21 protein-coding genes are annotated in these 21637 nt (G+C 47.1%); 12 read left to right on the top strand and 9 right to left on the bottom strand.

Going from position 1 to position 21637, the window contains the following annotated elements; all coding sequences use genetic code 11:
* The first annotated feature begins 139 nt into the window (after positions 1–139).
* The 8 genes from QZ371_RS04460 (at position 140) to QZ371_RS04425 (ending at position 8650) form a co-directional block, all read left to right on the top strand.
* Positions 140–1141, top strand: a complete 1002-nt coding sequence (locus tag QZ371_RS04460) for a sulfate ABC transporter substrate-binding protein (RefSeq protein ID WP_295210329.1) — start codon at positions 140–142, stop codon at positions 1139–1141.
* Between the two features lie 48 nt (positions 1142–1189).
* On the top strand, positions 1190–2050 hold the full coding sequence (cysT, locus tag QZ371_RS04455; protein WP_295210001.1) for a sulfate ABC transporter permease subunit CysT: 861 nt from the start codon (positions 1190–1192) through the stop codon (positions 2048–2050).
* A 32-nt stretch (positions 2051–2082) separates the two neighbouring features.
* A complete protein-coding gene (cysW, locus tag QZ371_RS04450) occupies positions 2083–2910 on the top strand; it encodes a sulfate ABC transporter permease subunit CysW (protein ID WP_295209998.1) in 828 nt (275 codons plus the stop codon).
* Positions 2900–3958, top strand: a complete 1059-nt coding sequence (locus QZ371_RS04445) for an ABC transporter ATP-binding protein (RefSeq protein WP_295209995.1) — start codon at positions 2900–2902, stop codon at positions 3956–3958. The genes cysW and QZ371_RS04445 overlap by 11 nt, the downstream gene beginning before the upstream one ends.
* Positions 3959–4041: 83 nt before the next feature.
* Positions 4042–5724, top strand: a complete 1683-nt coding sequence (locus QZ371_RS04440) for an adenylyl-sulfate reductase subunit alpha (protein WP_295209992.1) — start codon at positions 4042–4044, stop codon at positions 5722–5724.
* Positions 5705–6019, top strand: coding sequence for a ferredoxin family protein (locus QZ371_RS04435; RefSeq protein ID WP_295209988.1), 315 nt, complete (start codon positions 5705–5707; stop codon positions 6017–6019). The genes QZ371_RS04440 and QZ371_RS04435 overlap by 20 nt, the downstream gene beginning before the upstream one ends.
* Before the next feature lie 34 nt (positions 6020–6053).
* A complete protein-coding gene (gene cysD / locus QZ371_RS04430) occupies positions 6054–6953 on the top strand; it encodes a sulfate adenylyltransferase subunit CysD (RefSeq protein ID WP_295209985.1) in 900 nt (299 codons plus the stop codon).
* Positions 6953–8650 carry a GTP-binding protein gene (locus tag QZ371_RS04425; protein ID WP_295209982.1) on the top strand — a complete coding sequence of 566 codons (1698 nt, stop codon included), beginning with the start codon at positions 6953–6955 and terminating at the stop codon, positions 8648–8650. Before cysD ends, QZ371_RS04425 begins: the two co-directional genes overlap by 1 nt.
* A 177-nt stretch (positions 8651–8827) precedes the next feature.
* On the opposite strand, the gene QZ371_RS04420 is transcribed toward QZ371_RS04425, so the two are convergent.
* The 8 genes from QZ371_RS04420 to QZ371_RS04385 all read right to left on the bottom strand — a co-directional run bounded on the left by QZ371_RS04420 (position 8828) and on the right by QZ371_RS04385 (position 15853).
* Positions 8828–9619: an RnfABCDGE type electron transport complex subunit B gene (locus QZ371_RS04420; protein WP_295209979.1), complete on the bottom strand. Its 792-nt coding sequence runs from the start codon at positions 9617–9619 to the stop codon at positions 8828–8830.
* A 39-nt stretch (positions 9620–9658) separates the two neighbouring features.
* A complete protein-coding gene (locus QZ371_RS04415) occupies positions 9659–10921 on the bottom strand; it encodes a 2-hydroxyacyl-CoA dehydratase (RefSeq protein WP_295209976.1) in 1263 nt (420 codons plus the stop codon).
* 17 nt (positions 10922–10938) lie between these two features.
* Positions 10939–11508, bottom strand: a complete 570-nt coding sequence (locus QZ371_RS04410) for an RnfABCDGE type electron transport complex subunit A (protein WP_022288499.1) — start codon at positions 11506–11508, stop codon at positions 10939–10941.
* Complete coding sequence (locus tag QZ371_RS04405) at positions 11508–12203, bottom strand: electron transport complex subunit E (protein WP_295209971.1); 696 nt, start codon at positions 12201–12203, stop codon at positions 11508–11510. The genes QZ371_RS04410 and QZ371_RS04405 overlap by 1 nt, the downstream gene beginning before the upstream one ends.
* On the bottom strand, positions 12196–12756 hold the full coding sequence (locus tag QZ371_RS04400) for an FMN-binding protein (protein ID WP_295209968.1): 561 nt from the start codon (positions 12754–12756) through the stop codon (positions 12196–12198). The genes QZ371_RS04405 and QZ371_RS04400 overlap by 8 nt, the downstream gene beginning before the upstream one ends.
* Positions 12753–13691, bottom strand: coding sequence for an RnfABCDGE type electron transport complex subunit D (locus tag QZ371_RS04395; protein ID WP_295209965.1), 939 nt, complete (start codon positions 13689–13691; stop codon positions 12753–12755). Before QZ371_RS04395 ends, QZ371_RS04400 begins: the two co-directional genes overlap by 4 nt.
* A gap of 22 nt (positions 13692–13713) precedes the next feature.
* Positions 13714–15030: an electron transport complex subunit RsxC gene (gene rsxC, locus QZ371_RS04390; RefSeq protein WP_295209964.1), complete on the bottom strand. Its 1317-nt coding sequence runs from the start codon at positions 15028–15030 to the stop codon at positions 13714–13716.
* Positions 15031–15214: 184 nt separating this feature from the next.
* Positions 15215–15853 (bottom strand): helix-turn-helix transcriptional regulator, encoded by a 639-nt coding sequence (locus QZ371_RS04385; protein WP_295209962.1) that lies wholly within the window; start codon positions 15851–15853, stop codon positions 15215–15217.
* 209 nt (positions 15854–16062) lie between these two features.
* Between QZ371_RS04385 and QZ371_RS04380 the strand changes: the two genes are divergently transcribed.
* From QZ371_RS04380 to QZ371_RS04365, 4 genes are all read left to right on the top strand, one after another.
* On the top strand, positions 16063–16731 hold the full coding sequence (locus QZ371_RS04380) for a histidine phosphatase family protein (protein WP_295209959.1): 669 nt from the start codon (positions 16063–16065) through the stop codon (positions 16729–16731).
* A 34-nt stretch (positions 16732–16765) separates the two neighbouring features.
* The gene (locus tag QZ371_RS04375) at positions 16766–17599 is read left to right on the top strand and encodes a hypothetical protein (RefSeq protein ID WP_295209956.1); all 834 of its coding nucleotides are present in this window, start codon (positions 16766–16768) and stop codon (positions 17597–17599) included.
* Positions 17596–18432, top strand: a complete 837-nt coding sequence (locus QZ371_RS04370; RefSeq protein ID WP_295209953.1) for an RluA family pseudouridine synthase — start codon at positions 17596–17598, stop codon at positions 18430–18432. Before QZ371_RS04375 ends, QZ371_RS04370 begins: the two co-directional genes overlap by 4 nt.
* 299 nt (positions 18433–18731) lie before the next feature.
* Complete coding sequence (locus tag QZ371_RS04365) at positions 18732–20636, top strand: GGDEF domain-containing protein (protein ID WP_295209951.1); 1905 nt, start codon at positions 18732–18734, stop codon at positions 20634–20636.
* A gap of 71 nt (positions 20637–20707) precedes the next feature.
* On the opposite strand, the gene QZ371_RS04360 is transcribed toward QZ371_RS04365, so the two are convergent.
* Positions 20708–21292, bottom strand: coding sequence for a manganese efflux pump MntP family protein (locus QZ371_RS04360; RefSeq protein WP_295209949.1), 585 nt, complete (start codon positions 21290–21292; stop codon positions 20708–20710).
* Positions 21293–21637 lie beyond the last annotated feature (345 nt).

The following is a 21637-nucleotide window of genomic DNA, read 5'->3' as shown; positions in this document are numbered from 1 at the left end:
AACATAGCAATCCTATCAATTTAGTATGATTACATTTCACAAAGAAAAGAGGAGATAAAAAGTGGGCAGAAAATGCAGAAAATGCGAAAAACGCAGACATTTACGCAAGATCGTGGCAGCATTGACCTGCGCTGCTCTTATCACGGGGCTTTCGTCCTGCGGCTCTTCTGACAGCGGTTATATTATAAATGTATCATACGACCCTACACGAGAGCTTTACGAGGAATACAACCAGCTTTTTGCGGAGCATTGGAAGCAGCAGACCGGAAATGATATCGAGGTCATTCAGTCTCACGGCGGTTCGGGCAAGCAAGCGCTTGAAGTTGCAAACGGCCTTGACGCCGATGTTGTTACGCTGGCGCTGGAAGCTGATATCGACGCTGTAAAGGACGCAGGGCTTATCGACGGCGACTTTGTTGACGAGTTCCCACTTGACAGCTCACCTTACACCTCGGCAATAGTTTTTCTTGTGAGAAAGGACAATCCAAAGAACATTCACGACTGGAACGATCTGCTTCGTGACGACGTTGGCGTTATAACGCCGAACCCTAAGACTTCGGGCGGCGCAAGGTGGAATTATCTTGCGGCTTGGTATTATTTCGAGAAGCAGGGACAGAGCGAACAGCAGATCGAGGACAGCATTAAAAAGCTTTATCAGAACGTGCTTGTGCTGGATTCTGGCGCAAGGGGTGCGACGACTTCATTTGTCGAGAACAGACAGGGCGATGTGCTTATCGCTTGGGAGAACGAGGCGTTCCTTTCGCTGGAAGAGAATTCGGGAGATTATGAGATAGTCGTGCCGTCCGCTTCGATACTTTGTCAGCCGACTGTTGCCATTGTTGACGAGGTTGTTGATATGCGTGACACGAGAGACGTTGCAGAGGAATATCTTAACTACCTTTATTCAAAAAAGGCGCAGGAGCTTGAAGCAAAGTGGTATTACAGACCAACGGACGAGAGCGTTCTTGAAAAGTATGAATATCAAAAGGACAGCAATGTTATAAAGGATATCCCACAAGACGGCAAGTGGATAGTCACAAGCGTCGATCTGACGGACATTTCCCACTTCGGCGGCTGGAAAGAAGCCACAAAGAAGCATTTTGCCGACGGCGGAATATTCGATTCGATATATGAAAAATAGTATTTGCGAATAATTGTTGCAGATTTTTACGAAAGGCTTTGGAACACAATGGATAATGCAAAAGAGACTAAAATAAAACAGAAAAAGACAAAAAGCGTTATCCCGGGTTTCGGCATTTCACTTGGGGTCACGGTGGCGATACTGGGGCTTGTGGTGCTTATACCGCTGTGTTCGCTAGTGGTGTATACCTCAGAGCTTTCCTTTTCGGAATTCATCGCAAACGTCACAAAGCCGAGGGTGCTGGCAAGCTACAAGGTCAGCCTTTTGACTGCGCTCATTGCGGCGATAATAAACGGCGCAATGGGGCTTATCATAGCGTGGGTGCTGGTGCGATACGAATTCCCAGGCAAGCGCATTCTTGACGGCATAATAGAGCTGCCATTTGCTTTGCCGACTGCTGTGGCAGGCATTGCCCTCACTCATCTGACAACATCAAACGGCTGGGTGGGAAAGATATTCGCAAAGTTCGGCATTGATATTGCTTACACACGCATAGGCATAACGGTGGCAATGGTGTTCGTCGGAATACCATTCGTGGTGAGAAGCATTCAGCCTGTGCTTGAAAAGATAGACGGCTCTTATGAGGAAGCGGCTGGCATAATGGGCGCTTCAAGGGCAAGGACGTTTTTCCAAGTGATACTCCCCGAGATAAAGCCTGCGCTATTCGCAGGAATGACGATGGCTTTCGCAAGATGTCTCGGCGAATACGGCAGCGTGGTCTTCATTGCAGGAAACACCCCTTATGAGACGGAGATAACTCCCCTGCTCATAATGTCGGAATTACAGGAATTTGATTATTCGGGAGCGACTTCTATCGCACTTGTTATGCTCGTAATGGCGTTTATAATACTGCTTGTGAATGCGATCGTTCAGAGCAGAGCTTCAAAAAAGATAGGAAGCGTGGCATAACATCAACATAAAAAAGCAAGGAGAAAAGTGAAATGAACGGCAAAAAAGAAGGCGGAGCGGTGAAGTGGATACTCATTGTGGTAAGCGTGCTGTTTCTCGGCGTTATGCTGGTGCTTCCTCTTATTTATGTGCTTGTGACGGCTTTCGGCAGCGGAATAGGCGTTTTTCTGAAAGCTGTTACCGATAAATACGCTTTGAAATCTGTACTGCTGACGTTGGAAGCCACGGCGTTCTCCGTGATAATAAACACGATCTTCGGACTTTATGCCGCTTGGACGATAACAAAATTCAGCTTCAAGGGCAAGAAAGTGCTTTCGGCGCTTATCGACCTGCCGCTGACAATATCCCCTGTTATCGCAGGACTTATCTTTCTTTTGACCTACGGCAGACAAAGCTTTATATATCCTTATCTCAGATATTTCGGCATTCAGATAATCTTCGCTGTGCCTGGCGTTATATTGGCGACTGTGTTCGTAACATTCCCTTTTATCTCGAGGGAGATAATACCTGTTCTCAATGCCGAGGGCAAGGACGAGGAAGAGGCTGCGGCGCTTATGGGAGCGAAAGGCTTTTACATATTCAGAAAAGTCACGCTGCCGCATATCAAATGGGCGCTGCTTTACGGTATCGTGCTTTGCGCTTCAAGAGCTATGGGCGAATTTGGTGCGGTATCGGTGCTTTCGGGACATCTGAGAGGCAAGACCAACACAATGCCGCTCCATATCGAGCTTCTTTATCAAGGCTATGACTTCACGGGAGCATTTGCTGTGTCGGCTCTGCTGGCGGCAATGGCTGTGGTGATACTCATTGTCAGAAATATTCTTGAACACAAGGGAAAGAGGGATGGCAATGTACGTTGAGCTTAGAAATATAAACAAGGTTTTCGGAGATTACAAGGCTTCCGACAACGTGAATTTCGGAATAGAAAAGGGCAAGCTTATCGGCCTTTTAGGCCCAAGCGGCAGCGGCAAGACCACTATCCTGCGAATGATAGCAGGACTTGAGACCCCCGACAGCGGCGAGATCGTTATTGACGGCAAGGTGGTGAACGATCTGAAACCAAGTCAGCGTGGAATCGGTTTTGTGTTTCAGAACTACGCTCTTTTCAGATATATGACAGTTTATGACAACGTGGCTTTCGGTCTTAAAGTTCAAAAAGCTGACAAGAAATACACAAAAGAACGTGTTATGGAACTTATAAAGCTCATCGGGCTGGAGGGACTTGAAAAGCGTTACCCTTCACAGCTTTCGGGCGGACAGCGCCAGCGTGTAGCTTTTGCAAGAGCCTTAGCGCCGAACCCACAGCTTTTGCTCCTTGACGAGCCTTTCGCCGCTATCGACGCAAAGGTAAGGCAAGACCTTAGGATCTGGCTCAAGGATATGATCGAAAAGCTTGGGGTGACGAGCATTTTCGTTACCCACGATCAGGACGAGGCTATCGAGGTCGCAGACGAGATAATCATTACCAACAGAGGCCGTATCGAGCAGATCGGAACGCCTTATCAAGTTTATCAAAACCCACAGACGGCGTTTTCGGCGGCGTTTTTCGGACACACGACTGTTGTTAAAGACTATCAGAAGTTCAACACCTTTGACGAGGTGGAAAACGCTGACGAGGCTATCATCAGACCTGAGTTCGTAAAGGTTGCAAAAAAGACGGAATTTATGCGTTACGGCAGTTCCGCTTCCGAGGGCGTTGTTGAGCGTGTTTCATTCAGAGGCGACACGACAGAGCTTAAGATACGCACCAACGGAGAACTTCTCACAGCAAGGCGTGGACTTGACGAACCGACTGTTGAGGTCGGCGAAAAGGTCAGCGTATTTATTTACAGGCTGTTCGTGACCGCCGGTGGCAAGGCTCATCTTCTTGAAAACAAGGCGCTGGACGAAGGCTCGGTATTTATTTGACATCGTTCATTGTTTGCTAACATTTATATGATATATTTTATATCGGAAATATAGAAAACCAATTTCTAAAAGGGGTTGAAGAAATGAAAAAGGAAAAGCTTCAAACGGATATACTTATCATTGGCGGTGGAACGGCCGGCTGTTATGCGGCGCTGGCCATTTCGGAACATTCAAACGCCAAGGTTCTTATCTGCGAAAAGGCTAACATCAAGCGTTCGGGCTGTTTGGCGGCAGGCGTAAACGCTCTTAACGCTTACATAACCGAGGGCAGAAAGCCGCAGGATTATGTTGATTATGCAAGAAAGGACGCTGCGGATATCGTAAGAGGCGATCTGCTGCTTTCAATGTCTGAAAGGCTCAACAGCGTGACCGAAAGGCTCGAAAAGCTGGGTCTTGTGATACTTAAAGACGAAAACGGCAAATACGTCACACGAGGCAACCGCAACCTTAAAATAAACGGCGAGAACATCAAGCCGATACTTGCGGACGCTGTTTCGGCGCTTGAAAACGTGACGGTGCTCAACAATGTGAACATCACGGATTTTGACGTCAAGGACAACCGCATAAACGGCGCATTCGGCTTCGGCATTGAAAACGACACTTTCTATACTATCGAAGCAAAGGCTGTTATCGTTGCCACAGGCGGTGCGGCTGGACTTTACAAGCCAAACAACCCTGGTTTCTCACGTCACAAAATGTGGTATCCCCCATTCAACACGGGCGCAGGATACGCAATGGGCATTAAGGCCGGCGCTGAGATGACCACATTTGAAATGCGCTTCATCGCACTCCGCTGCAAGGACACTATCGCTCCGACAGGAACTCTTGCGCAGGGCGTTGGCGCAAAGCAGGTCAACTCGCTGGGTGAAGTTTACGAGACAAAATACGGCATAACAACTTCCGAACGTGTTTACGGAACTGTTATGGAAAATATCGAGGGCAGAGGCCCTTGTTATCTGAGGACTGAGGGCATTTCCGATGAGCAGGACGAATCGCTTTTGAAAGCTTATCTCAATATGGCGCCTTCTCAGACACTCAAATGGATAGAGAGCGGCAAAAAGCCTTCTCAGCAGAATGTTGAGATCGAGGGAACAGAGCCTTACATCGTTGGCGGTCACACCGCAAGCGGTTACTGGGTGGACGATAACAGAGCCACCACAGTCAAGGGACTTTACGCTGCTGGCGACGTTGCAGGCGGCTGTCCGCAGAAATATGTTACAGGCGCACTTGCCGAGGGCGAGATCGCAGCACTTGCGGCGGCAAAGTTCATTGAGAACGAAAGCTGCGGCGAGATATCAGAAGCTTCCGAAAATGCCCACATCGCAGAGGTTGAAGGCTTCCTCAAAAAGGGCGAAAGACAGTTCTCTGCTGAGCAGCTTGAAGAGGCAATGCAGACCGTTATGGATTCATACGCAGGGGGCATAAAGACAAATTACCGCTTCAACGAGAAGCAGCTCGATATTGCAGATTACAAGATCAGACAGCTCCAGACCCTTTCCGACAGTCTTGGCGCAGAGGACTTCCAAGAGCTTATGTATATTTACGAGCTGAGAGAGAGGCTGACGGTTTGCCGCAGCGTTATCGCTCATCTTAAAGCAAGAAAAGAAACACGCTGGCACAGCTTTGCGGAAAATCTCGATTATCCTGAAAAGGACGATCAGAACTGGCACAAATACGTCAACTCAAAGCTTGAAAACGGCGAGATCAGGATAATATTCAGAGACCTTATCGGGGAGGGGGAGCATTATGAGCATAGCGATAGATAAGTCAAAATGTATCGGCTGCGGAAGATGCCGTGGCGTCTGCCCCGGAACGCTTATAAAGCAGGACGAGAACGGCAAGGCTTACATCAAATATCCGAAAAACTGCTGGGGCTGCACATCTTGTATAAAAGAATGCCCTGTTCACGCCGTTAATTTCTATCTCGGCGCTGATATCGGCGGAATGGGAAGCCTTGTTCACACCGAAAAGGACGGAGACATTCTCCGCTGGATAATAAATCACCCCGACGGCGAGACCTCTGAGATCGACGTCGATACAAAGCAGTCAAACAAATACTAAAATGTTTAAATATAAATTATTAGGAGGACAGACTATGAGCGAATTTTCACACCTCGACGAGCTTGAAGCTGAGGCAATATACATCATAAGAGAGGTTGCTGCGGAATGTGAAAAGCCTGTTATGCTTTATTCCATAGGCAAGGACAGCTCTGTAATGCTTCATCTTGCAATGAAGGCATTTTATCCCGAAAAGCCACCTTTCCCATTTATGCACATCGACACCACCTGGAAATTCAAGGATATGATAAAGTTCCGTGACGACCAGGCAAAGAAGCTTGGTATCGAAATGCTGGTCTACACAAATGAAGAAGGCGTAAAGAACGGTATCAATCCATTCGATCACGGCGCAGCTTACACAGACATTATGAAAACGCAGGCGCTCAAGCAGGCGCTTACAAAGTACGGCTTCACAGCGGCTTTCGGCGGCGGCAGACGTGACGAGGAAAAATCAAGAGCAAAAGAGAGAATTTTCTCATTCAGAAACGCAGCGCAGGCGTGGGATCCGAAAAATCAGCGTCCTGAAATGTGGAAGCTTTACAACACAAAGATCAACAAGGGCGAGAGCATAAGAGTTTTTCCTATCTCAAACTGGACAGAGAAAGACATCTGGCAGTACATAAAGCGTGAGAACATCGACATCGTGCCGCTTTATTTCGCCGCAGAAAGACCTGTCGTTTACCGTGACGGCAACATCATAATGGTTGACGACGACAGATTCCCGCTGAAGGAAGGCGAAGTGCCTGAGATGAAGTCAGTTCGTTTCAGAACGCTTGGCTGCTATCCTCTGACAGGCGGTATCGAATCGACAGCACACACTCTTGACGAGATCATCGACGAGACCCTCAGCTCTGTTTCATCTGAGAGAACATCGAGAGTTATCGACAACGAGGCGGCAGGCTCTATGGAAAGAAGAAAAAGGGAGGGCTATTTCTAATGAAAGGCTTATTGAAATTTATTACTTGCGGAAGCGTGGACGACGGAAAGTCAACGCTTATCGGTCATATCCTTTACGACGCAAAGCTTCTTTACGCCGATCAGGAAAAAGCGCTTGAGCTTGATTCCAAAGTGGGAAGCAGAGGGGGAAAGATAGACTATTCACTGCTGCTTGACGGACTTATGGCAGAACGTGAGCAGGGCATCACTATCGACGTTGCATACAGATATTTCACCACAGACAACCGAAGCTTCATCGTTGCGGACACTCCGGGTCACGAAGAATACACAAGAAATATGGCTGTTGGCGCTTCATTCGCTGACCTTGCCGTTATCCTTGTGGACGCTTCACAGGGCGTGCTTGTTCAGACACGCCGTCACGCTCGTATCTGCCGCCTTATGGGTATAAGATACTTTGTTTTCGCAGTAAACAAGATGGATCTTATCGACTATGACGAGGCAAGGTTCAAGGCTATCGAGCAGCAGATTGCTGAGCTTTCAAAGGAGCTCAAGCTTGAGAACGTAAAGATCATTCCCCTTTCTGCAACAGAGGGCGACAATGTTACAGTAAAGTCCGACAAGATCGGCTGGTATAAGGGCGAGCCGCTTCTTGAATATCTCGAGAACGTTGATATCGACCTTGATACAGAGCAGGGCTTTTATATGCCTGTACAGAGAGTATGCCGTCCGAACAGCGATTTCCGTGGTTTTCAGGGTCAGATCGAATCAGGCAGCGTGAATGTCGGCGATGAGATCATCGCTCTGCCAAGCAACGAGAAGATACACGTCAAGCAGATCCTTGCAGCGGCAAAGGACGTTCAGACAGCTTACAAGGGTCAGCCTGTTACTATCACCCTCGACAAAGAAGTTGACGTATCAAGAGGCTGCGTGCTGGTAAAGGACACAGACCTTGCGGCATACAAGAAGCTGACTGTAATGCTTCTTTGGATGGACGACGCTCCGCTTACAGCCGGCAAGGACTATCTTGTAAAGCTTGGCACAAAGACTATCACAGGTATCCTCACAAAGATCAATTACGCTGTTGACGTTAACACAGGCGAGCACAAGCCTGCGGAGAGCCTTTCAAAGAACGGTATCGCACTTTGCGAGATCGTGCTTTCAGAAGCTATCGTTGCAGATCAGTTTGAATATCACAAAACTTTGGGCGAGCTTATCCTTATCGACAGAGTATCAAATATGACATCAGCCTGCGGCGTTGTTGAAGCCCTCGATCAGAAGAGCGGCGAGTTCTCGGGCAAGGCTTCATTCAAGCAGGGCGATCTTGAGGCAAGAGGCGACATTTTCGAGGAATTCTACTATGACGCAGAAAGCCTTGCGGTGCTCAAATACAACACAGTAAGCAAGACATACACAGTCGGCGACGAGATACCGACAAAGGGCGAAAGCTATGATTATCCTGACGATTTCGACATTCTCGTGCTGAGAGATTCTATCGCCGTTACAGTAAGGGGCAAGAAGATCACAGCTATCCAGCCTATCAGCGAATACAAGTACAGCGGCGTGCCTGTTATAAACGGCCGTGGCTTCAAGGTGCTTGTATCATCTGAGGAAGAGGCTGCAAAGTTCCTTGAGGAATACCTTGGTTCTGAGGAAGAGTCAAGAAACAAGCTGCTCAACCAGTATATGAGCTTTGACGCATACAGAAAGATATCTTTCAAGAATGCTTCTAAGGCGTAAAGACTAAATTAACGCTGATTAAATAAAACGTAGATCAAGCGGGCGACCACAGGTCGCCCCTACATAACAAAAATGCTCTCCTAACAAAATAGGAGAGCATTTTTATTGTAGGGAACGGCGTCCTCGACGTCCCGTCGGTTTCTTCCCCTTGGTGTTTACATTACTTCGCACATTCTATCATTGCAAAATATTTCTAACAGCGTGTACACGGCAGACCTCTGTGCATTTGCCGCAGTTTGTGCACTTGTCGTAATCTATAACAGCGTGGTTGTTCTGAACTGTTATTGCGCCAGACGGGCAATTCTTTTCGCAGAGCTTGCAGCCTATGCAGCCGTTTGGACAAACGGAGCGTGTCACTCTGCCCACGTCCTTTGACGAGCAGCAGATATCAACGCTTTGCGAAATTTTTCTCACGGCGATAAGTCCGTTTGGGCAAGCCTTTGCGCAAAGTCCGCAGCCCATACACTTTGCCTTGTCGATAACGGCGATACCGTCTACGATAGAGATCGCACCCTGCGAACATACTGCTATGCAGTCGCCGTAGCCGAGACAGCCGCTTGTGCAAAGCTTGCTGCCGTTGTAAAATCTGTTGCAGGCGGCGCAGCTTTGAATGCCGTCAAAGTCGTATTTATGGGGCGTGTGAGAACAGTCTCCCGAACAGCGGACGAATGCCACCTGCGGCTCTGCGGCGGACACTTCAACGCCCATAATCTCGGCGATCTTCTTTGCGGCAGCTTCGCCACCCGGACGGCAAAGGTTGCACTCTGCGCCCTTGTGGACGATAGCATCTGCATAGTCTGCGCAGCCCGAAAAGCCGCAAGCGCCGCAGTTTGCCTGCGGAAGGGCTTCTGCGATAGCGTCAGCTCTTTCGTCGGTCTCAACGGCGAAAACCTTTGAAGCCACCGTCAGCAGAACGCCTGCCAATATGCCCAAGGCGGCAAATATAGCCAAAGGGATCAAATATTCCATATCATTCTCCTCTTTCAAAATTTCAATTTTCAAATTTATTTAGTTTGGTCTTGTTATATTATCCATAAAATCAAGGGTCATCTTAATGCGGTTTTTGATATTCACGTCCGCCGTGCCAGAATCGTAATCAACGGCGGTGATAATGCTTTCGGGATAAATCTTTTTTATGCGCTTTATTATGCCCCTTGCGCAGGTGTGGCTAACAAGACAGCCGAATGGCAACAGTATCACAACGCCTTTGCAGCCGTTTTTCAGCGCTGAGCACATTTCCGCTCCGATAAGCCAGCCGTCGCCCATTGTTTCGCCAAGGCAGCCAAAGCTTTCGCCGTAGCTTTTTAATGCCCCATATTCCTCCATAGGCTCAAAGCCGCTTTGCACGAGCGCCAAATTCATCTTGCGCCAAAGCATTTTCATATAGCCGATGAGAGCTTTTGCCCCCACGCCAGCCAAAGTTTTTCTGCCGTAAATGTTATCGTCATTTGTGCAGGAATCGGCGAGGTACATTATATATGGCACAAAGCCACTCATATATATCTGACAGCCGAGGTCACGGAGGTATTTCTCCGTTTCGCCGTTGCCGAGAGCGCAGAACTTTATGTAAAGCTCCCCCGTTATGGCGATCTTCTTGACCTGTCTGCTTTTATTGCATTTTATCTCTGCAAAGCTTTCGCATATCTTGCGGAATATCACGGGCATTGCGATCGGGTCGGCGGCTTTGCCTTGCTCAAAAAGCTTCGAAAGCCTGCTGTTCCAACGTCGGACAATGCCGAGGGCTTCGCCTTTTTTCAGCTCATAAGGCGAAATCTCGTTGTAAAGATACAAAAGCAGATCGCTGTAATATATGGCCGCACAAGCCGTCAGCACCATTTTCGGCGTTATGGAAAATCCGCTGTGCTTTTCAACGCCGCTGACATTCAGCGACACCACAGGAACATTTTGCAGGCCGGCCTTCAAAAGGGCTTTCCTCAGCAGCATAATGTAATTGCACGCTCTGCACCCTCCACCTGTTTGCGGCAGGAGCAGGGCTGTTTTTGCAGTGTCATATTTGCCGCTTTTTAATGCACATATAAACTGCCCTATTATGAGATTGCAGGGAAAGCAAACGTCGTTATTTGAATATTCCCAGCCTGCGCTTATCATTTCCGCCCGACTGTATTCATTCACCCCGATAACATCGCACTTATATCCGCCGCTCAAAAATGCGTATTTCAGCAGCGGAAAGTGAAAATCCAACATCGAGGGTATCAATATAGTGTGGGTCTTTTTCATCGCCTTTGTAAATTCAGCCCTTGTGTGTTTCATATCAAATTATCAGATTATCAGATTATTCCAGAGAAGCCCATAAAGCTAAGGGATACTATTGAAGCGGCGATAAGGGTCGCAGGAACACCCTTGAAAGTTTCTGGGAAATCGCAATTCTCTATCCTTGCTCTCACGCCGCTGAAAAGGAGAAGCGCCAATGTAAAGGCAAGACCTGTTCCAAGTGCGTTTGTGAGTGACTGAAGGAAGTTATAGCCGTTGTCGATATTTCCGATCGTTACGCCAAGCACGGCGCAGTTCGTTGTGATAAGGGGCAGATAAACGCCGAGAGCCTTGTAAAGCGGCGGCATCATCTTTTTCATCACGATCTCAACAAGCTGAACGAACATTGCGATAACGAGAATGAACGCCACGGTTTTGAGGTACTCAATGCCGAAATGCTCCAGCAGTCTGTAAACGGGGTATGTGATAGCGGTTGCGCATATCATAACGAATATTACCGCTGCGCCCATTCCGACAGATGATTTCATCTGCTTTGAAACGCCAAGGAAAGGGCATATGCCCATAAACTGCGAAAGCACAACGTTATTAACGAACACGCAGCCGATAAGTATAAGGATATAGCTCATTATTCAGCCTCCTTTTCTGCTTCGATCTCAACTTTGCATTGACCCTTACAAAGCGCTGCATTCGGGCAGCCCGAGCAGGATATCTCCTGCGGCGGTTTCTTGTTTGCAATCTTGTTTACGATTGCGATAAGACAGCCCAGCACGAAAAATCCGCCTGCTGGCATAATGAACACGGTCATAGGATTATCGCAGATGAATGGTATCTTGAAACCGAACCAAGAGCCTGTGCCAAGTATCTCTCTGATCGAGCCCATTGTGAAGAGTGAAAGCGTAAAGCCAAGACCCATTCCAAGGCCGTCAAGAACAGAGGGTAGAAGCTTGTTCTTGCTTGCAAAAGCTTCCGCTCTGCCGAGAATTATACAGTTTACTGTGATAAGAGAAAGGAACACGCCGAGAGCGCTGTAAAGCTCAGGGATATAGCCTTTCATAAGAAATTCGATAAGTGTAACGAAGCCTGCGATTATAACGATGAAGCAAGGCAGACGAACTGCTTTGGGGATAACGTTTTTCAGCAGGGATATAACAAAGTTTGAGCACACCAGCACGAATGTGGTGGCAAGACCCATACCAATGCCGTTTTTAGCCATTGTTGTGACGGCAAGAGTTGGGCACATTCCAAGCAGGGTCACAAGGGTCGGATTCTGCTTTATAATGCCTTTGGTAAATTCATAAAGATTGGAATTTTTCTCAGCCATTTAATATCTCCTCCTTATGCTCGTCAAAAAGCTTTACTGCCTTTTTGCAGGCCGATTTCATTCCCTTTGATGAGAATGTTGCGGCTGTGACGTTGTCGACAGTATTTTCATCTGTGTCGGAGTTATAGCCCTTGAACTGGCTGAGGAAGCTGTCGTCCTGCACCTTTGTGCCAAGACCTGGTGTCTCGCCGATAGACAGAAACTTTATGCCCTCGATAGAGCCCTCGCTGTTTATGCCGATCAAAAGATGAAGTCCGCCCTTTGAATAGCCGTCCTCTGTTATCTCGATCACGCAACGGTCGTTCTCTTTGTCGGTGATGATAGAGTTCACGCCCTCAGTATCGAATGTAACAGGCGTCTTTTCAGAAGCGTTCTCATCGAGCATTATCTCATAATCGCCGTCGCCGAAAATGGCCTCGCAGCCTGCTTTCATATCGTCCGTCAGCACGCCCGTGTTGTCAACATAGGTTGCGTTATAAGCCATAACGAGCAGTCCGCTGACCACTATACATATTATAGTAAGCACCAATGGAGGCATTATTTTTTCTTTCATTTGCCGCTCGCCTCCTTATTTTTTATCGCTTTGATAGCCCCGAGAGGCTTTGTTCTTGTTATCATATCAATATACGGCGTAAGGATATTCATAAGCAGTATCGAGAATGAAACGCCCTCCGGATAAGAGCCCCAGAAACGTATCACGCAGGTGATAATACCGCAGCCAATGCCGAATATAACTTTGCCCGGCTTTGTAACAGGTGTTGTGACGTAGTCTGTCGCCATAAAGAATGCGCCAAGCATTACGCCGCCTGCGAGTATCTGATAAACGCCGTCCTCTCCGCAAAGATAGGAGAAAACAAATACTGTGCCGATGAAAGCAAGTGGAGTATGTACGGCGATAATTTTTCTAACGATAAGATAAAGTCCGCCGAGAATGAGCGCCGCCGCAGAAACTTCGCCGAGACAGCCGCCCGTCCTTCCGATGAACATATCAAGATAGCTTTCGCTTTTGTTCACAAGTGGCGTTGCCGACGTTACGGCGTCAACTGTGTTTGTCATCGGCTCGACCCAATGGGTCATATTGCCTGTGAAAGCAAGCATAAGAACGATACGTCCCACAATGGCAGGGTTAGCAAAATTCTGTCCCAATCCGCCGAAAAGCTGTTTTACTATAACTATTGCCACAAATGTGCCGATAGCAGCCTGCCAATAAGGCATTGTGACAGGAAGATTGAACGCCAGCAGCATTCCTGTTACAAGGGCGGAGATATCCCTTGTGGTGTCGGGCCTTTTCATCACGATATTGCAAAGCTTTTCCCATATGAAAGCCGTTATCATACAAAATCCCGTGAGCATCAGCGCCCTTCCGCCGAAAACATATGCCGACATCACAAGGGCTGGACATAGTGCGATGAGCACGTTGGTCATAACCTTAGAGGTCGAAATATTGTCCCTTATCTGCGGTGAGGGACTTACAAGCAATTTTTCCATTGTTATCCTCAAACCTCCTATATTAGCTTCTTACAAAAGCTTTTGCAAGTTGATTTTTCTCTGCAAGGTCACGCTTTGCAGGACAAACATACGAGCAAGAGCCGCAGTTCATACAAAGCCCTACCTTTAGCTTTTCAAGGGCTTCCTTGTCACGGCGGTCATAAGCTTTTTCAAGCTCCGTCGGCATAAGGTTAAGCGGACAGGCTGAGATACATCTTCCGCACTTTATGCAATTGGTCTGTGCGCACTTGTCCTCTATCTTGCCCTTACTGTTGCCTTTATCATCGCTTTTTTCCTTGAAAGCAAGGATAGCGTTGCAGGTCTTTGTTATAGGCGTTTCAAGGTCATAAAGGCACATTCCCATCATAGGGCCGCCGAAAAGCGCCTTTCTCACCGCCTGCACATTGCAGTCCGCAAACTTCAATATATCCTCCGCCGACGTGCCGATAGGCGCTTTTACATTGCAAGGCGTTGCCACGATATCGCCGTCAACTGTGATACGCTTTGAGATAAGCGGCATACCTGTCTTTGAATAGTTTCCGATAAAGCCTGCTGTGGTGACGTTCATCACGATAACGCCCTGATCTGACGGAAGCTGCCCCTCGCCAACGATACGTCCCGTGGTGTTAAATATTATCACCTTTTCAGCGCCCTGCGGATAGCAGGAACGCAAGGTCATAACCTCGATATCGCTGTCGTAAGCGGTCTTTTCTTTCATAAGCTTTATGGCCTTGGGCTTGTTGTCCTCAATGCCGATAACGGCTTTTTTCAGCCCCAGCATATTCTTCACAAGCTTTATTCCCGTGAGAACGTCCTCCGTGTCCTCAAGCATTTCACGATAGTCGCTTGTTATGTACGGCTCGCACTCGGCGGCGTTTATAACAAGGGTATCCACCTTGTATTTGCTTTCGTCAAAATTCAGCTTGATGTGTGTCGGGAAGCCTGCGCCGCCCATTCCACAGCAGCCCGATTCTCTCACCGCTTCGCAAAGGCTCGCCTTATCGGTGATAACAGGCGGCTTCACTTCGTCAGAAACGGTCTGCAAGCCGTCAGTCTCGATCTCCACCGCCTTGCAGGTCTTGCCGTTGGCGTTGAGTATCTCAACTATCGCCGACACCGTGCCCGACACAGAAGAATGCACAGGGCAGGACATAAAAGCGCTGCTTTCGCCGATCTTCTGCCCAACCGCAACGGTATCGCCCTTTTTGACGATCGGCTCACAGGGTGCGCCCATATGCTGAGCCACTGATATCCTTACCTTTGAAGGCAGCGGAATTTTGATCGTTTCGCTGTTTTCTGTTCCCTTTTTATGAGAAAGGAAAATACTGTTCAGCTTCATAGATTTTTTATCCCCCAGTCTTAATAATGAATTATTTTCGTATTCGTGTAGGGGCGACCTTTGGGCGCCCGCCTTATTGTCAGTTGCCGTATTTTCGACAACTTTGCGCACTTTATTTTTCAAGCTTTTTGCGCACTTGAAAAAAGTAAAAATATATGCTATAATGTTGTGAGTATAATGAAACTCAGTTTTTGCAAGCATTGAGCAGAGCTTCGCATTCCTTTATAAAGGCTCTAAGTTCTGCGTTGCGCTCCACAGGAAGTTCAAGCTTTACCGCCGCAGAGGGCTTCACACGATAAGCCTGCGAAAGCTTTTTGGCTTGCTGCGGAAAGAAACGCTCAAAAAGCGCTTTCGCTTCATCACTGCTCAGCTTGAAAAGCTTGTCGGAATTGTGCGGATTTTGTTCGTATACCTCACGGAAAAGCAGATACTCAAAGACTTTCATCTCATCTGAAAGCTGCTTGTCAAGGCCTTTCAAGGCGCTTTTCTCCGTCAGAGCATTTATAAGGCTAAGTCCGCCGCCGTCGTTTATACGGATATCGGCCTTGTCGGACAAAGGCTCTGCATTTTCGCTTGCGCCGAGAACGGCTTCATAGCTCACGCCGTAAAGCTTTATAAGTTCCACGACAATATTAAGAGAGCCCTGCTTTCTTCCGTGTTCTATGGCGGATATGCAGGACTGGCTCGTGCCGACGGCTTTCGCCGCTTCACGCTGGGTGAGGCCCTTTTTCCGTCTCGCAGCAAGAAGCTTTTCACCCACAGCACAGACAAATTCGGTTTTATTGTTGTTTTGCATATTTTGCATTGTTTGCATTACTTGCATTATGTTTCTCCGTTTTTCGTCTTTGATTATTTTATTATACTATATTTCATTTAGTTTGTAAATAGAATTTTCAAACAGTATTAAATTAATTTGTACAAGTTTGCATTAGCTAACAAGCAAAGAAGATATACCATTATAATATATGAGTACAAATACACTTACAGAAAGCAGGTGACTTCATCGGGCAGGGGAACTTGTCCGGAAAGCATATGAAAGGTTACAGAATAGTTTTTATACGTCACGGAATGACTCAGGCAAATTTGGACGGCAGATATATCGGCACAACTGATCTGCCCCTTTGCCGTGAGGGCGCAGACGCTTTATATGAAAAGCTCGAAAAGTTCGATTATCCCTCAGTTCAAAAGGTCTATACTTCGCCGCTGAAAAGGTGCAAGCAGACCGTTTCCATTCTCCAGCCAAACAGACTTGTGGCTGAAATGCCCGAGCTTCGTGAAATGGACTTCGGCAAGTTCGAGAACAAGACCGCCGAGGAGCTTATGAACGACCCCGATTACGAGCAGTTCATAAAGGGCGGCCTTGACAATCCTCCTCCGGAGGGAGAGTCCACAAGGGACGTTGTAAACCGCTGCTATGAAGCGCTGAACATCATCATTTCCGATATGATGTATGAGGGCCTCACCAATGTTGCGGTATGCACCCACGGTGGACTTATTATGAATATGCTGGCAGGTTTCGGCGTGCCAAAGAGAAAGCCAATGGACTATGCCTGCGATTTCGGCGAGGGCTTTGAAGTACTCGTGACGGCTTCAATGTGGCAACGTTCAAACGCTTTCGAGGTCATCGGAACTTATCCGCCGAGATACGAGGAAATGCCCGATTACACTATCGAAGATTACGAACAGGGCGAGAACAAATAAACAAAAAATCAATTTTTAGAAAGAGGGGAAAGCTTTGAACAACAAGGAGATAAGACAGGCTGCGGCGCAGCGTATCGCAAAAAACAGCGGAAACTGCATATCGCTGACGGCGTTTATGTTTGCGGTCTTTGTATTTCTGGGGCTGTGCGAGCTGACCCTTTGGCTTATTTTCAAACAGCTTGGCTGGGGATATGTTTTCACATTTGCAGGACTGAAAAAATACGCAAGCGTGAAAATATTCTGGATAATAAACGCAATGCTCGTTTTGCCCTTTGCGGCCTTTGAGATGTGGACAGTCCGCAGACTGTTCGTCGATATCTCACGAAACGAGAATTACGTCGCCACAAGGCAGTACATAAACGCACATTCATTCACCTATTACCGCAAGACTATTTTCGCTTCTCTTATCATAAATTCGCTGAAATTTTTCTCAGCCGTGCCGCTGATAATATGTATCCACGGCGTTTATTACTGGGGCTATATGTGCAAACTCAGCGAGCTGACCTCTATGGGTCTGCTGTGCTTTATGTTCTCGCTGGGGCTTTCCCTTGTTATGCTGGGGCTGACTGTGCATTACTGGATATCACTTGCCCTTGCACCGTATATAATGACCCTGAACCCAAGGACGAACGTTTTTGACGCCTGCGACCTTTCCGTCAGACTTATGGACGGCCAGCACGGACGATACATTTACTTTATGCTGTCCTTTGCAAAATTTATCCCTGCGATGCTGTTTATCTACCCTGTTTTCGGCATTTATCCATTTTACAAAATGTGCTATGTAGTGCTTATGGAAGATATCCTCGGCGATTATTGGCAGGACAAAATGCCGGGAATGATAAAGCGCTGGAGAAAATACAGCGTATGATACTGACAATAACGACAGCGGAAAACGGCAGGAGCCTTGAAGATATCCTCCGTGGGCGAGGCTTTTCAAAGCGGCTCATAACAAAGCTCAAACGTACTGACAACGGAATGACACGCAGTGGAAAGCTTATTCGCACCATTGATATCGTGACGGCAGGCGAAAAAATCGAGATCCGTGAAGCAGACGGCAAAGCCCTTGAGCCAAACTGCGATCTTCACGCCGATATCCTTTACGAGGATGGGGAATGTGTGGTGTTCTCAAAACCGCCTTTTATGCCCTGTCACCCTTCCATAAAGCACCAAGGTGACACGCTTGGCAACCTCTTTGCAGGGCTTTATCCCGATCTGACTTTCCGCCCTGTCAACAGGCTCGACCGCAACACGAGCGGCTGTGTGCTTGTGGCAAAAAGCCAGCGGAGCGCATTCGCTCTCCAGCAAAGCTTTGAAAAAACCTATCTCGGCATAACAAAGCTCCTTCCCCTCAGCGGCGGACGTATCTGTGTGCCTATCGCAAGGGAGCAGGAATCTATCATAAAGCGCTGCGTGCGTTCCGACGGGCAGTATTCCGCCACGAATTTTCTTGTGAAGCTGAACACTTCAGACTATTCGCTCATAGAATTTTACCTTGAAACAGGGCGAACACATCAGATAAGAGTGCATATGGCGCACATTGGCTATCCCCTTGTGGGCGACGATCTTTACGGCTCTGACTGCACCGCAATAAAAAGGCAAGCGCTCCATTGCGGCGAAGTGAAGTTTGTAAGCCCAGAAAGCGGCACGCTCATAAATGTTAAAGCGCCCTTGCCGCAGGATATGGCGGAGCTTTTACGATGATTCACACAATATAAGCGACCTGAATATAATAAGCAGAGCTGTTTTTGCGGCTCTGCTTTTTTTGTTTGCAAAGAGAACATAGGATTGTGCATAATAAACATATTTTCAAGCTGAAATCGTTGCCATTTTTCTTGACATACTGGAAAGAATGTGGTAAAATCAGATGTAGTGTTTATTTATAACGAACGTATTATTTTCATTTTCTTTATTTATGATTTTGCAATTTTATGATCTTAAGATTTAGCGTGTGGAGCGAAGAATCCAAAAATAGAAACTGTATTTAGAGGGCGCTTGCTGAAATGTTCAACGGAGAAAAAAAGGGACACAAAATAATCGGCATATGCGTCGCAGGTGTTCAGTCTGACTATGTGAAAGATATCACTATGTCAATTTGCAGCCGTGCAAAGGAAAAAGGCTATAACGTCCTTCTTTTCAACGCATTTTCGGATATCTATTACGATACAGCATACACAAGAGGCGAGGCCAGCATTTACGATCTTGTAAGCTATAAAATGCTGGACGCATTGGTGATATTGGCGGAATCTATCAAAAATGAAGGCGTTTCAAATATGATAGTCCGGCGTGCAAGGGAAAACGGCGTGCCTGTTATAAGCGTCGATAAACACCTTGATGGCTGCTGCAATATCGTGTTCAATTATAAGGATACCTTTGAGCAGATCGTGCGGCACGTTATCGAGCACCACGGCTGCCGCAGAGTTAATTTCATTGCAGGCATAAAGGGCAACGACTTTTCAGAAGAGCGTGTGGAAGCTTTCAAGAAAGTGCTCCGTGACAATGATATCGATTTCGAACCGGAAAGGCTCGGCTATGGCGATTTTGGGGATACGCCGACTATCAAGGTGGTGGAGGACTTTTTGCAGAGCGGTCTTGAATTACCCGAGGCTATCATATGTGCAAACGATTCAATGGCGATATCCACTTGCAGCGTGCTGAAAAAGCACGGATACAGAGTGCCCGAGGACATTATAGTAACGGGCTTTGACGGCATTGAGATAGAGCAGTATAACAACCCAAGGCTTACAACGGCGGCTGTCGATATAAGCAAAATGGGCGAGCTTATAATTGCGGCGGTGGAGGATATCCAAAGCGGCTGCCAGCTGCCCGACAGTGTTGAGATACCATATGAAATGCGGATATCCCAGTCCTGCGGCTGCGAGAAAGTTGACCCTAGTCAAGTGGGAGACAAGATAATGGAGCTTTTCCACCTTATAACCGACTCCGACGGCCACGAGACCCATATGTTTTCCTATCTTGCCAAAACTGTGGAATGCCACACCGTCGAGGAAATTGCAAGGGTTATGTCACATTACAGCGATTATTATTGCTGGGTGTGCACAAATTCCGATTTCCTAAAAAGTGAAAAGAGCAAAGAGCGTTATAACGAAAGCTTCACTCGCCAAATGCGTGTTTTTATGCAGAGCTTTGATAATAAATATACCTACGGCGATATATATGATGTAAAAGAGCTTTTGCCCGACCTTGACCAAGTCCTCAGCGAGCACAACAACATTATGTTCTCTCCATTGCACTTTCAAGATGAGGTCATAGGCTATGTTGCGGTGTCCTTCAATTCAGGAGGGTTCCTTTTTCAAAACACACGGCGTTTTATCAACAACACCAATCAGATAATGGAAAGCTTCAAGAACCGCCAGCGGCTCGAAAAGGCAAATAAAGAGCTTGCAAGAGTGCATATGCTCGACCCTATGACGGGGATATTCAACAGGCGTGGTTTTTACAAGCACGCAAAGAAGCTTATGAAAAAGGCAGATAAAGAGGGCATTTTCTCGGTGGTGTTCTCGGTGGATATGGACGATCTCAAAGGCATAAACGACAATTTCGGACACACCGAGGGCGACAGGGCTATCAAAGCGCTCTCGTCAGCCCTTGAAAAGCTCACCGAAGACGGTGGAATATGCTCACGTTTCGGCGGCGATGAATTTGTCGTGATGATGGCGACAGATGACGTTGACAAATGCAAGGAAGAGCTTGAGCAAAAGCTTTCTCACATACTAAAAGACTACAACCGCAGGAGCAAAGCGCCTTATAATGTTGAGGTCAGCATTGGTTGTGCGGCAAGAAAAATGACTCTTCTAAAAGAGCTTGACGAATGTATAAGCTCAGCGGACGGCGAAATGTATTGTCACAAACGTCAGCACAAATCGTCACGCAGAAGCGCTATATAACGATACAACAAAGTAATAAAACAGGCGGAGCATTATTGAACTGCTCCGCCTTTATGTTTGTGAAAATTCGATTATTTAAGTATGCCAACGCCCTCGAGAAGAATTTTCAGACCGATAAGCACGAGAATGATTCCGCCTGCGATCTCAGCCTTGCTTTTATATTTCGCACCGAAGAGGTTGCCTATCACAACGCCTGCGATAGAAATGACAAATGTTGTTATGCCAATCGTTGTTATAGAGAACACGATATTGACATTCAAAAATGCGAAAGTCACGCCAACGGCAAGGGCGTCGATACTGGTAGCAACGGCAAGCATAAAAAGCTCCTTGATATCCAGCTTGTCGGGACAGACTTCTTTTTCATCATCATCTTCATCATCGCCGCCTTTGATTGCTTCCATCACCATTTTTCCGCCGATAAATGCAAGCAAAATGAAAGCTATCCAATGATCGACAGACTCTATATACTGCTCAAACTGGCTGCCCAGCGCCCAGCCGAGGAAGGGCATCAAAGCCTGAAAACCGCCGAAAAATGCAGCGATAATAAATGCGTGCTTGTAATTGATCTTCCTCATATTAAGCCCCTTGCAGACCGATACCGCAAAGGCGTCCATTGAAAGACCTACTCCGATAAGCAAAAGTTCAATAAATCCCATTTTGATTTTCTCTCCTGATCTGTTTTTTCTGGTTTTCTGGTTTGGATCTTTGGTTTTCGGACAAAAAATAAAAGCCCGATACAAAGCTTGACAGCCGTATCTGACTTAGAAAAGTTCTCAGCATACAGCTATCCCGTCAGCCGTATGTGAGTCTTGTTAAGAGCTTATTATGACCCCGACAAGCCAGACCGCATAAACGGTCAGTATGTTGACTTGCCCCACAGTATATCCTGCGCCAACTACTCCCTCACAAAAAGGAATAAAATAATAAAATGCGTATTCTCCGAACGCATCAAAGTAAACTGATTGTACCACAAAAGTTTCCCTGTGTCAACTATATTTTGA

It is taken from the genome of Ruminococcus sp., from assembly GCF_019423705.1.
Taxonomy (GTDB): Bacteria; Bacillota; Clostridia; order Oscillospirales; family Ruminococcaceae; genus Hominimerdicola.
Note: the sequence above shows the minus strand (reverse complement) of the source record. Positions and strands in the feature narration are given on the sequence as shown.